Here is a 12642-nt window from a genome sequence, read left to right as displayed (position 1 = left end):
GGGTGCTGCCGTCCGATGGTGGTCGATGACCGCTACTTAGCGCCGTGAGGTGCTTCTCTGCAACAGAAACTGAAGCACCGGGTCGCTCGCGGGGCGACCTTCGGCGGGGCGGCGCAGGCCCCGGATGGACCGGCCGCAATCGGTCGGCTGGCCGGTCCAGACCGCGTCCATGGTGTGGCCGTCGCCCGACTCGTCGAGGTTGAACTCGCCGTCGGTCACGTCGCCGGACACCTGCGCCTCCAGATCGGCGCCCGGTCCGGAGCGGCGCAGGCGGCCGCGCACACTGCCTTCGTAGTCGGGGTGCGGGCCGAACATCACGGCTCCGGTCGACACGGGCTCGGCGTCCTTGGCCCCTTCCGGCCACAGGCTGAGCTGCCACAGGCCGAACAGGTCGGCCGGGGCGAGGTCGTCGGCCGCGGCACACGGGGCCGGTGGCGTGCTCGCCGTCTGTGCGGCGGCCGATGCAAGGGCGAAAGGAAGGGCCAGGACGAGAACCAGGGCCGACGGTCTCATGGCGTCTCCGGCTTGGGTGCGTTGGCGGCGCGTTGGGCGAACTCGGCCCGCAGCGCGCGCAGCTTCTCGCGCGGGTCTTCCTTCACTGTGGCCTGGTCCAGCGCCATTTCCTTGATGAAGCGGCTGGGCGTGCCGGGCACGCTCTCGCGGCCCTTCTTGCGGCGCTTGAGCCAGCTCACCGCCAGCGTGCGCTGTGCGCGCGTGATGCCCACGTACATCAGGCGCCGCTCTTCCTGCACGCGCAGCGCCAGCAACTCGGCGCTGAGGTCGCTGTCGGCGTCGTCGGTCTTGAAGGGCAGCAGGCCTTCGTTGACACCGACCAGCGTCACGTGCGGCCACTCCAGGCCCTTGGACGCGTGCAGCGTCGAGAGCGTGACCACGTTCTGGTCCTGCTCGCGGTCGGACAGGGTGGAGATCAGCGCGATGGTCTGCACGACTTCGAGCAGCGACTTGCGTTCGGTCTCCACCTGCACGCCGCCGTCGTCTTCCATCTTGCCGCCACAGCGCCCGGCGACCCAATCGCAGAAATCCACCACGTTGGTCCAGCGCGCGGCAGCGATCTTCTCGTTTTCTTCACTGTCGTAGAGGTGCTGCTCGTAGGCGATGTCCTTGAGCCAGTCGGTCAGGAAGCTGCGCGCGGCCTCGTGGCCGATGGTGTGGCGGGCGCGGTATTCGAGGTCGTTCACCGCGCGGCCGAACTCGTGCAGCGTGTGGATGGCGCGGCTGTTGACCGCGCTGGGCAGCGAGTGCGAGAACAGGGCGTCGAACAGGCTGAGCTTGTATTGCGTGGCGAACACGCCGAGCTGCCCCAGTGTGGTGTGGCCGATGCCGCGCTTGGGCGTGGTGGCCGAGCGCAGGAAGGCCGGATCGTCGTTGTTGTTGACCAGCAGGCGCAACCAGGCGCAGAGGTCGCGGATCTCGGCCTTGTCGAAGAAGCTCTGGCCGCCCGAGACCTTGTACGGAATCTGCGCGCGGCGCAGCGACTGCTCGAACGAGCGAGCCATGTGGTTGGCGCGGTAGAGGATCGCGAAGTCGCGCCACTCCTTGTGCGTCGAGTTCGCGCGCAGGCTCTGGATGCGTGCCACCGCGCGCTCGGCCTCGTGCTCCTCGTTGTCGGCGTCGACCACCCGCACCGGCTCGCCTTCGCCCAGGTCGCTCCACAGCGTCTTGGGAAACAGCTTGGGGTTGGGACCGATGACGTTGTTGGCGGCGCGCAGGATGGCGCTGGTCGAGCGGTAGTTCTGCTCCAGCTTGATCACGCGCAGCTGCGGGAAATCGATCGGCAGCTTCTTGAGGTTGTCCAGCGTGGCGCCGCGCCAGCCGTAGATGGACTGGTCGTCGTCGCCCACGGCGGTGAAGCGCGCGCGCTCGCCCACCAGCAGCTTGAGCAGTTCGTACTGCGTGGCGTTGGTGTCCTGGTATTCGTCGACCAGCACGTGGCCCAGCTTCTTCTGCCACTTCTCGCGCACCTCTTCGTGCTGCCCGAGCAGCTTGAGCGGCAGGCTGATCAGGTCGTCGAAATCCACGCTCTGGTAGGCCGTCAGGCGCTCTTCGTAGCGCGCCATGATGGTCGCGGTCACGCGTTCGTTCTCGTCCTTGGCCAGCTTCAGGGCCTCGACCGAGGTGAGGCCAGCGCTCTTCCAGGCGCTGATGGCCCACTGCCAGCCGCGCGCGGTGTTGGCGTCGGTGGTGCCGCCGCAGTCCTTGAGCAGGCTGGTGATGTCGTCGGTGTCGAGGATGGAGAACTGCTGTTTGAGGCCCAGCACCTGGCCGTCCTCGCGCAGCAGGCGCACGCCCAGCGCATGGAAGGTGCAGATCAGCACTTTGCGTGCATCGCGGCCGACCAGCTGGGCGGCGCGCTCGCGCATTTCGGCGGCGGCCTTGTTGGTGAAGGTGATGGCGGCGATGCGGTCGGCCGCCAGACCGGCCTGGATCAGGCGCCCGATCTTGTGCGTGATCACCCGCGTCTTGCCCGAACCGGCGCCTGCCAGCACCAGGCACGGACCGCCCAGGTGGTTCACGGCATCCAGCTGGGCAAGGTTGAGGCCGGGACCGGCGGAGGACGACATGGGGGCGGGGCTGGCGGGGCGAAGCGGCGAATCATACGGGAGCGGGGCCCCTGCGCTCAGGGCGTGCGCAGGCCGTGTTTCTCCAGGTCGGCCGGGTTGTGTTCGTCGGTGTAGATGCCTCGGGCGGCGGGCTGCCCGCCGGCGTGGCAGGTAACGATCACGTTGGCCTGCGCCAGGGCTTTCTGCAAGACCTCGGTGCCGCAACGGCCGTAGACGCTTTCGATGGTGTCCAGCACGTGGCGCGCGTAGGGGGAGGCCAGCCGGCTGTCCAGGATCAGGTTGGCCATCAGCATCCCCGAAGGGCGCATCACGCGCCGCGAGGCTTGCCAGAACTCCCGGGTGACCAGGTGGCTCGGAATGGCGGCGCGGTCGCTGTAGACATCGACCACCACGGCGTCGAAACGCCGCTCGGTGGTCGAGACAAAGTGGCGAGCGTCCTCGGCGATGAACTCGCCGTGCACCGGGCCGAGCAGGAAATGCTGTTCGGCGATGGACCGGATCGCGGGGTCGATGTCGACGTAGGTGTAGCGGTTCAGCGGTTCCTGGTGCGACAGGGTGAAGCCGCCGGCGCCGAGCACGAGGATGTCCTTGTCGCGCAGCTGGAGTTCGTCCAGCAGGGTCTGCCGCAACGCGCGGATGTAGCGGTGGGTGTGGGGCGGTGTGCTGTCGTCGACCTGTGAGGAGCGGGAGCCGTTGGACATGAACAGCCGGGGCTGGATCTGGCCCGGCAGGTCCAGCGGCCTGACCTGGTAGTCGGCGTAGGCCGTGTCGGCGGCGGCGATGGGGGTGTGGTTGGCCCAGAGCACCAGACCCGCGGCGGCCAGTGGAGCCAGCACCTGCGACCAGCGCCGGTGTTCCAGGGTCAGGGCGCCCGCCAGCAATCCCAGGGCGCAGCTGGCGACCGCGACCGAGACACCGAACCACTGCATCACCAGCACCGACAGCGAGACCGCCCCCAGGAAGGAGCCGAGCGTGGACCAATAGAGCGCCATGCCGCTGGCCTCGCCCACGTGGCGGTGTTTCATCAGGTTGCTCAGGATGGGGACGGTCTGGCCCAGCAGCCAGGCGATCGGGCAGAGCACGGTGCCGACGAACACCAGATAGGCCATCAAGGCGGGCTGCAGGTGCGTGAACATGGCGTTCACCGTCGGACCGGCCAGACCCACTCCCGCAATCAGTCCCGCCAGCAGGAAGTTGCGGGCCACCCGGGGCAGGTGCCCGTCCACCACCTTGCCCCCGGTGGCGTAGCCGATGGCCAGCGCGAGCAGAAAGAAACCGATGGTGGGCGCGGTGACGAGGATGGAGCTGCCCACGTGGGGCACCAGGCGGCGCAGCGCGATGACCTCGGCGCCCAGCGAACAGAAGCCTTCGATGAAGACGATCAGGTAGATCAGCACGGTGACAGCGGCGTGTGGGTTTTTGTGCGGTTGAGTGTGCCTGACTTGTCCGGGACGGGTGCTCCGGCCTGAGACAATCGCCCCCTGTGCTGAACATCCTGCTCGTCACCTTCCCGTTTTTCGCCCTTGTGCTCGCCGGTTTCGCCGCCGCGCACCGGCGCATGCTGCCGCTGGAGGCAATTCCGGGGCTCAACGGCTTTGTGCTGTTTTTTGCCTTGCCCTGCATGCTGTTCCGCTTCGGCTCGACGACGCCGATCGCCCAGTTGCTGGACCTCTCGGTCGTCGGGGTGTACCTGCTGTGCGGCCTGGTCCTGGTGGCGTTCGCCATCGCGATGACCATGAACGAACGCATCCGCTGGAACGATGCCTCGCTGGGCGCGCTGGTGGCGGCGTTTCCCAACTCTGGCTTCATGGGCGTGCCGCTGCTGGTGGCGCTGCTCGGGCAGCGCGCGGCGGGGCCGGCCATCCTGACCATGCTGGTGGACATGGTGATCACGAGTTCGTTGTGCGTGGCGCTGTCGCGGCTGGACGAGGGCGAAGGCCATGGGCGCGAAGCCATGCTCGACGCCGGCAAGAAGGCGCTCAAGGGCGTGGCGGCCAACCCGATGCCCTGGGCGATTCTGGGCGGGGCGCTGGCGTCCTACTGGCAGTTCCGCCTGCCCGGACCGGTCGAGAAGACGGCTTGGCTGCTGGCCGACGCGGCCTCGCCGGTGGCGCTGTTCACCATCGGGGCGGTGCTGGCGCGTTCGCAGATCCAGTCCAGCCACCCGATGCCGCTGAGCGACTACCTGCCGGTGGCGCTGATGAAGCTGCTGCTGCATCCGCTGCTGATCCTGGCGGTGGGCACGGCGGCGCGGCAACTGGGCGTGCCGCTGGACAGCTACGCACTGACCATCGTCGTGCTGGTCGCGGCCCTGCCCAGCGCCAGCAACGTCTCGCTGCTGGCCGAGCGCCTGGGCGCGGACAACGGGCGCATCGCCCGCATCATCCTGGTGACCACCGTGGCGGCCTTCGTCACGTTCTCGGCCGCCGTCTCCCTGCTGACCTGACGCGCCTGCGTCAGCGGGTCATTGCCGATTCGGCCTGCACCGGTGCAGCGCGCTCGGCGACCTGTTGCGCCGCAGGAGCCGAGTGGTGCTGTTCAAGCGCCTGGGCGCGGTCCAGGTGGGTGTTCGCGCTGTGCTGCAAGGCGTTGTCCACGCGCAGTTCGTCGAAGCGGCCGTTGTGGTGCTGCACGGCGACTTTTTCACCGTCCTTGCTGAGCAGGTAACGCTTGGGATCGCCCCAGTCCGGGTGCTCGGCGGCCTTGGCCACGCAGGCCGCGCTGACCTGCAGACACTGTCCGCTGTCCAGCCCGCGCTCCTTCAGTCCGGGCGCGAGCTCGGTGTAGGACTGGCGCAACTGCGCCTTCGTCTGTTCGGACATCTGGGGCTTGACCGTGATGCGGGGCTTGTTCTCGTCGTCCACCGGCCAGCGCAGCTGCTTTTTGCCGTCCTCATAGGTCAGCACGTCGCCGTTGCGCGCGGTCTGGTAGTTTTCCGAGCGGATCATGGCCGACTCGTTCGGGTTGTGGCGCTGCTCGGTTGGCACGTCGGCCAGGGGCACACCACGGCGCTGGAAGTAGGCCGTCACACCCTCATGCACGTTGGCGGCGGTACCGTTGCGGTCGTAGCCTCCGCCGACGCCCACGTGGTTGCCCGGGTGCTTCACGGTGGTCACGCGCGGGTCGTCGCTGTAGTCCAGCGGGCGGAACCAGCTGCGGCTCTCGTGCTCTGCCTGCACCATCAGCACCTGTCCTTTGACGTTGGGCGGGATGCCCATTTCGCCCTTGACGCCGGTCGCCACCGGGTCCATCAACGCCATGCCGGTGATCGGGACGGTGCCGGGTTGGGCGAGCACGGTGCCATCGGGCGCGATCAGGCCGCGGTCGTTGACCAGTTGCGAGAAGCGCACGGCCGTCGCGCAGCCGCGGCTGAAGCCGGTGACGGAGGCGCCAAGGTCGGCGGGGGTGGCGCCGGGGTTGTCTTTCAGGTACTTCTGGGCCGCATCGCTGAAATCGGTGTAGGCCCTTTCGGCTGCTGCGTCGATGGCGGGTGTCGGGTTGGGGCCGGCGTTGACGAAGTTGCCCTGGTCGCCGCCGGTGCCGACGCCGGGGTAGTAGGCTCTCTTAAAGGTGTCGCTTACCGATCTTTGGGCTTGCTGATCCAGATTGCCGACGTTGGTCCGAAGCTTGTCGCCAGACAGTTCGAGGTTGCTCTGGTCATTGTTGGTGCCGTCGAAGGCCGCAAAGAAATTGAAGCGGCTGGAGGCGCCAGATTTGCCTGCGTCCTCCATCGTCGCTCTGGCCTGCGGCAGTTGTGCCATCTCTTCCGCGTTGAGTCGCCGAACGTCCGAAGTCCCCATGGCGTTTCTCCTCAAGGCTTCCGAAGATTGGGGAAGATCTCATACGCTTGGGCAAATTCGGATCTCCATGTCTTCAGGACAGGAGACTCCTCTGCCGACTTTTTGCGTCTTGGTGTCACGACGTACACATACAACTGGCGCCCATCCATTAAGAAGGTTAGTTCGTGGTTGGTCATGTCGCGAGGCAACCGATCACGCAGCTCAACCCGTTGCTCAAGGACTTCGCCAGTGGCTTTGATGCGCCACTGCACGAAAAGAAACTCGCCGACCGGGATGGCGCCGTTGACGATGCCCTGCGCACCCAGCTTTTCTCCGGGCGCCGCTTTGTCTCTGACCTTTTGGTACTGATCGCCGTAGCTGTACGCAAGCAGATCGATCTTGTCTGCCCACTTGTCGTTGAAGCCGTCGTAATTGAACGAATGCGATACGAGCTTCGGCCCTGTCGCACATGCCGTCATCAGGACCAGCATCGACATCGCCAGCCAGCGCCGCCAGAGGCGCCCGAACATGGTGTGGATCGTTTTCATTGTGGTTTCCTCCCCGGGTTGTGTTGACTCAGGCGCGCATTGGAGCACGCTTGAGCGGGGCCCCGGCGTGGGGGCTGTGCAGGTTGGCAGGTGGCATCCCCCGCATTGGCATTGGCTATCCCATCGATTCAATCAATTGGGTCGACATATTCATAGCTCGATCCTAAAGTCATGGCTCACACCCCCAGCAGGAGCCCGTCATGAAGCCGACATTCCCCGCCCGCAACGTCCACAACGACTGGATGGATGTGCTGGCCGCCCTGGCCGCCACCTTCTAAGGTCCGATTCCGCCCCCGGTTCACCGCCCAACAGGAGATCACCATGAGCAACCCCGCATCCGAAGCCAAGTGCCCCTTCCACGCCGCCGGCGGCGCCCGCGCCACGCACGGCGCCCAGTCCAACGCCGACTGGTGGCCCAACCAGCTGAACCTGTCCATCCTGCACCAGCACCAGCCGGTGTCCAACCCGATGGACCCGGACTTCGACTACGCCGAAGCCTTCCAGCAGCTCGACTACGACGCACTCAAAAAAGACCTGGCCGCCCTCATGACCCAGAGCCAGGACTGGTGGCCGGCCGACTACGGCCACTACGGCGGCCTGATGATCCGCCTGGCCTGGCACGCCGCCGGCACCTACCGCACGGCCGACGGCCGCGGCGGCGCCAACACCGGCAACCAGCGTTTTGCGCCGCTCAACAGCTGGCCCGACAACGGCAATCTCGACAAGGGCCGCCGCCTGCTCTGGCCCATCAAGCAGAAGTACGGCAACGCGATCTCCTGGGCCGACCTGTTCATCCTGGCTGGCAACGTCGCGATGGAAACCATGGGCTTCAAGACCTTCGGCTTCGGCGGCGGCCGCGAAGACATCTGGGCGCCCGAAGAAGACATCTACTGGGGCGCGGAAACCGAGTGGCTGGCCACCAGCGACAAGGCCAACAGCCGCTACAGCGGTGATCGCGAGCTGGAGAACCCGCTGGCGGCCGTGCAGATGGGCCTGATCTACGTGAACCCGCAGGGCCCGGACGGCAAGCCCGACCCGGTGGCCTCGGGCAAGGACGTGCGCGAGACCTTCGCGCGCATGGCCATGAACGATTACGAGACCGTGGCCCTGGTGGCCGGCGGCCACACCTTCGGCAAGATGCACGGTGCCGGTGACGCGGCCCTGGTCGGCCCGGAACCCGAAGGCGCGCCCATCGAAGAAATGGGGCTGGGCTGGATCAACAAACACGGCAGCGGCAAGGGTGGCGACGCCACCACCAGCGGCTTCGAAGGCGCCTGGAAACCCAATCCCACGCAGTGGGACATGGGCTACTTCAAGGTGCTCTTCCAATACGAGTGGGAGCAGATGACCACCGCGGCCGGCGCCATCCAGTGGCGCGCCAAGGACGTGGCGCCCGAGGACATGGTGGTCGACGCCCACGACCCCAGCAAGAAGCACCCGCCGGTGATGACCACGGCCGATCTGTCGCTGCGCTTCGACCCCGCCTACGAAAAGATCTCGCGCCACTTCGCCGCGAACCCGGACGAGTTCGCCGACGCCTACGCCCGCGCCTGGTTCAAGCTGACCCACCGCGACATGGGACCGAAGAGCCTTTACCTCGGCCCGGAAGTGCCGGCCGAAGACCTGATCTGGCAGGACCCGGTGCCGCCGGTCAACCACCCGTTGATCGACGCCGCCGACGCGAAGGAACTCAAGGCCCGCGTGCTGGCCAGTGGCCTGAGCGTGAGCGAGCTGGTGTCCACCGCCTGGGCCTCGGCCTCGACCTACCGCGGCTCTGACAAGCGCGGCGGCGCCAACGGAGCCCGCGTCCGCCTGGCACCGCAGAAGGACTGGGAGGCCAACCAGCCGGCCCAGCTGGCCAAGGTGCTCAAGGTGCTGGAAGAGATCCAGCGCGGATTCAATGCGGGAGCCAAGAAGGTGAGTCTGGCCGACCTGATCGTGCTGGCCGGCAACGCCGGGGTGGAAGCCGCTGCGCAGGCCGCCGGTCATGCGGTGACGGTGCCTTTCACCCCCGGCCGCACCGACGCCACGGCCGAGCAGACCGACGCCGAGTCCTTCGCGGTGCTCGAACCGGTGGCCGACGGCTTCCGCAACTACCGCAAGCAGGCGTTCCGCGTCTCGCCCGAAGAGATGCTGCTCGACAAGGCGCAGCTGCTCACCCTGAGCGCGCCGGAGATGACGGTGCTGGTCGGTGGCCTGCGCGTGCTCGGCGCCAACCACGGTGGGTCGAAGGCCGGCGTGTTCACCCAGCGCCCGGGCCAACTGACCAACGACTTCTTCGTCAACCTGGTGGACATGTCCACCGCCTGGAAGCCGACCGGCGACAACGCCTACGAAGGCCGTGACCGCGCCACCGGCGCCGTGAAGTGGACCGCCACCCGCGTCGACCTGGCCTTCGGCTCCAACTCGCAGCTGCGTGCCATTGCCGAGGTCTATGCGCAGAACGACGGCGGCCAGAAGTTCGTGAAGGACTTTGTCGCCGCCTGGACCAAGGTGATGGAGATCGACCGCTTCGATCTGAAGCCGTGAGGTGTTGACCTGACGGGCGGATCCGGCCGGTCTGCCTGCCCCAGCCCCCGCGGCCGCGGCCGCGGCCCCGGGGGCTCTTTTTGTGCGGTGCGATGATGGGCTCCTTTCGCACCGCGCCCGCCGAACATGCCCGTCACCCTGATCCTCGCCCGCCACGGCCAGACCGACCTCAACATCGACGAGCGCTGGCAGGGCCGGCTGGACCTGCCCCTCAACGCCACCGGGCTGGCGCAGGCGCAGCAACTCGCGCTGGAACTGCCGCCGGGCATTCACGCCATCGTCGCCTCGCCCATGCAGCGCGCCCGGCAGACGGCCGCGCCGGTGGCGCAGCGGCTGGGTCTGCCGGTGGCGCACGACGCCGATTTCCGCGAGCGCGACTTCGGCGTGTTCGAAGGCCTGACCGAGGCCGAAGCCGCCGAGCGGTTTCCCGAGCTGATCGCCCGCCACGCCGCCTACCGCTGGGACGAGGAGCCGCCCGGCGCCGAGTCCACCCGCGCGGTGGTGGACCGCGTGGCGCGCGGCCTGCAGCGCCTGCGCGAGGCGCACGAAGGCAGCACCGTGCTGCTGGTCTCGCACGGCTTCGTGGTGCGCTGTCTGCGGCACCTGATCGACGGCGTGCCCGAGGCCGATTTCTTCACCGCGCCGCGCATTCCCAACGGCAGCTTCCTGACGCGCACTCTCTGAGCAGGCGCCGATCGGCAGCTTCAGGAATTCAGCGCCGGGCCGCCCCAAGCTGAATTCATGCACCCCGGGGGGGCAGCGACCCGCGCAGCGGCGGAGCGTGGGGGCTTCAGATCGAGACCGGGTCGATGTCGACCGCGAAGCGGATCAGGCCGCGCGCGCCCGGGATGCTGCGGCCGTCCAGCAGCAGCGGCTGCCAGGCCGCGAGGAACCGCTGCAGCGCCGCGCGCGAGGCGCTCTCGACCAGCAGCTGCGCCCGCTCGACGTTGGCCACGCGCTGGATCGTCAGCGGCACCGCCGGGTAGAGCGTGACCTCGTCGCGGTGCGGCAGCTCGGCGGCGGCTTCGGCGGCGGCGTTGAGGAAGGCCTGCGCGGCTTCCTGCGTGCGCGCGTCGGCGCGCAGCAGCGCCTGGGCGCCGAAGGGGGGCATGCCGGCGGCCTCGCGTTCGGCCAGCTGGGCCGCGGCGAAGCCCGGAAAGTCGTGCTTGCGCAACGAGGCGAACAGCGCGTGTTCCGGGTGCCAGGTCTGCACCCACATCTCGCTCGCGCCGGCCTGCGCCGCGTCGCGCCCGGCCCGGCCCGCCGCCTGCATCAGCAGCGCGAACAGCCGCTCGGGCGCGCGGTAGTCGCTGGCGAACAGGGCCGCGTCGGCGTTGATGCTTGCGACCAGCGTGATGCGCCGGAAGTCGTGGCCCTTGGCGACCATCTGCGTGCCGACCAGCACATCGACCTCGCCGCTGTGCAGCGCGGCCAGCTGCTGCTCCAGGCTGCCCTTGAGCCGCGTGGTGTCGGCGTCCATGCGCGCGACCCTGGCCGGCTGGCCGTCGGGCCGCTTGACCGCCGACAGCAGGCCCGCGAGCTGTTCTTCGATCTGTTCGGTGCCGCGGCCCACCGGCGCGATGTCCAGGTTGCCGCAGTCCGGGCAGGCGCGCGGCACCCGCGAGGTGAAGCCGCAGTGGTGGCAGCGCAGCGTGCGGTCGAGCTTGTGGAACACGCGGAACGCGCTGCAGTGCGGGCACTGGCTTTTCCAGGCGCAGGCGTCGCACGAGAGCACCGGCGCATAGCCGCGCCGGTTCAGCAGCACCAGGCACTGCTCGCCGCGCGCGATGCGTGTTTCCATCGCCGCCAGCAGCGGCGGCGCGATGCTTGCGCCCTTGGGCTGGTGGTTCATGTCGACCAGCCGCAGCTTCGGCAGCGAACCGCCACCGATGCGCGCCGGCATTTCCAGCCGCAGGTAGCGGCCCTGGTCGGCCGCGTGCCAGCTTTCCAGCGAGGGCGTGGCCGAGCCCAGGATCACCTGGCAACGCTGGCCTTTGGCCGCCAGCGCCTCGCTCTCGACCTTGGCGCGGTAGACCGCGAGGTCGCGCGCCGAATACCGGGCGCCGTCCTGGCTCTTGTAACTCGGGTCGTGCTCCTCGTCGACCACGATCAGGCGCAGCCCCGGCAGGCTGGCGAAGATCGCCATGCGCGTGCCCAGCACGATGCGCGCCGCACCGCTGTGCGCCGCCAGCCAGCTGCCCAGGCGCTGCGCCGGCGTCATGCCGCTGTGCATTGACACCACGGCGCCGTCGCCGTACTGCGCCGCGAAGCGCTCGCGAAAGCGCGCCTCCAGCTGTGGCGTCAGGTTGATCTCGGGCACCATGACCAGCACCTGCGCCGCCGGGTCGCTGGCCAGCGCGGCGTCGGTCATGCGCAGGTAGACCTCGGTCTTGCCGCTGCCGGTCGCGCCGAACAGCAGCACCGGCCCGGCCGCGCCGGGCAGCGCCTGCAGCACGGCCTCCTGTTCGGGGCTCGGCGGCAGGGCGGCCACCGGCGTGCCGGTCGGCGCCGGGTGGGCCGCGGCGGTCTTGGCCTGGCGCTTGAGGCGGCGCGCCAGTTGCGCGGCGTCCAGGTCGCGCAGCTGCGGCGGCAGCGCCGCCAGCGCCACCTCGCCCAGGCTGCGCTGGTAATACCGCGCGGCGAACGACACCAGTTGCCGCCATGCGGCATTGAGCGGCGTCAGCCCCTCCAGCGCCCCGAGCACGGGTTTTCCCTGTGATTCGTCCATGCCCGGCGGCGGCACGTCCGGGCCGTCCCAGGCCACGCCCAGTACCTCGCGCGCGCCCAGCGGCACCCGCACCAGCGTGCCCGGCGCGAGCGACAGCTCACTTCGGTAGCTCAGCGTCGGCCCCAGACCGCTGTGGACCGGGGTCGCGACGACCACGCTGGACCAAGTAGGCATATTTGGCGCTTTTTCCTCAGTTGAACTGTCGAAAAACCGGGTAAGTCATTGATTTGTCATGTCTTCCACAGCTGTCCTCAACTTCTGTGGATAACTTTGTTGATAGATGCGGTTTGCGTCGCCGTAACCCTTGTAAATCAAGGGCTTTCTTAAAATGCCCAGAAAAACGGCAAACCACAAAGTTCAACAAAATCAACAACTTAAAAGACTCACCCAAACAGGGTAGCCGGCGATGGTTACAGAAAGTACCTTCCGCACCGCAGCAAAAAATTTGTGCATAACCAAACCCTGTCAAGCGCCTT

Annotated in this window: 9 protein-coding genes; 3 read left to right on the top strand and 6 right to left on the bottom strand. The window is 68.1% G+C overall.

The genetic code is table 11. The features are described from left to right. Positions 1 to 36: 36 nt before the first annotated feature. The 3 genes from ACS5NL_RS07190 to ACS5NL_RS07180 are packed head-to-tail and all read right to left on the bottom strand — an operon-like array spanning position 37 to position 3979. Positions 37 to 513 carry a hypothetical protein gene (locus tag ACS5NL_RS07190; RefSeq protein ID WP_439352948.1) on the bottom strand — a complete coding sequence of 159 codons (477 nt, stop codon included), beginning with the start codon at positions 511 to 513 and terminating at the stop codon, positions 37 to 39. Then, positions 510 to 2582, bottom strand: a complete 2073-nt coding sequence (locus ACS5NL_RS07185) for an ATP-dependent helicase (protein ID WP_439352947.1) — start codon at positions 2580 to 2582, stop codon at positions 510 to 512. Before ACS5NL_RS07185 ends, ACS5NL_RS07190 begins: the two co-directional genes overlap by 4 nt. A 56-nt stretch (positions 2583 to 2638) precedes the next feature. Further along, positions 2639 to 3979 (bottom strand): fused MFS/spermidine synthase, encoded by a 1341-nt coding sequence (locus ACS5NL_RS07180; protein WP_439352946.1) that lies wholly within the window; start codon positions 3977 to 3979, stop codon positions 2639 to 2641. Positions 3980 to 4065: 86 nt separating this feature from the next. Here ACS5NL_RS07180 and ACS5NL_RS07175 point away from each other — a divergent pair, with 86 nt between their 5' ends. Further along, entirely contained in the window at positions 4066 to 5028 is a 963-nt protein-coding gene (locus tag ACS5NL_RS07175) for an AEC family transporter (protein WP_439352945.1), read from the top strand. A gap of 10 nt (positions 5029 to 5038) precedes the next feature. On the opposite strand, the gene ACS5NL_RS07170 is transcribed toward ACS5NL_RS07175, so the two are convergent. Together ACS5NL_RS07170 and ACS5NL_RS07165 are read right to left on the bottom strand one after the other, a co-directional pair. Then, complete coding sequence (locus ACS5NL_RS07170; RefSeq protein WP_439352944.1) at positions 5039 to 6382, bottom strand: hypothetical protein; 1344 nt, start codon at positions 6380 to 6382, stop codon at positions 5039 to 5041. Between the two features lie 11 nt (positions 6383 to 6393). Further along, positions 6394 to 6909, bottom strand: coding sequence for a hypothetical protein (locus ACS5NL_RS07165; protein WP_439352943.1), 516 nt, complete (start codon positions 6907 to 6909; stop codon positions 6394 to 6396). A gap of 321 nt (positions 6910 to 7230) precedes the next feature. On the opposite strand from ACS5NL_RS07165, the gene katG reads away from it, so the two are divergent. Together katG and ACS5NL_RS07155 are read left to right on the top strand one after the other, a co-directional pair. Beyond that, entirely contained in the window at positions 7231 to 9438 is a 2208-nt protein-coding gene (katG, locus tag ACS5NL_RS07160) for a catalase/peroxidase HPI (RefSeq protein WP_439352942.1), read from the top strand. A gap of 126 nt (positions 9439 to 9564) precedes the next feature. After that, positions 9565 to 10122, top strand: coding sequence for a histidine phosphatase family protein (locus ACS5NL_RS07155; protein ID WP_439352941.1), 558 nt, complete (start codon positions 9565 to 9567; stop codon positions 10120 to 10122). Positions 10123 to 10228: 106 nt separating this feature from the next. Here the strand turns inward: ACS5NL_RS07155 and priA are convergent, their stop codons facing one another. Continuing rightward, positions 10229 to 12340 (bottom strand): replication restart helicase PriA, encoded by a 2112-nt coding sequence (gene priA, locus ACS5NL_RS07150; protein WP_439352940.1) that lies wholly within the window; start codon positions 12338 to 12340, stop codon positions 10229 to 10231. Between the last annotated feature and the right edge of the window lie 302 nt (positions 12341 to 12642).

Source organism: Hydrogenophaga sedimenti (genome assembly GCF_051857515.1).
Taxonomy (GTDB): domain Bacteria; phylum Pseudomonadota; class Gammaproteobacteria; order Burkholderiales; family Burkholderiaceae_C; genus Hydrogenophaga.
The sequence above is the reverse complement of the archived record's forward strand: the minus strand, read 5'-3'. Positions and strand labels throughout refer to the sequence as shown.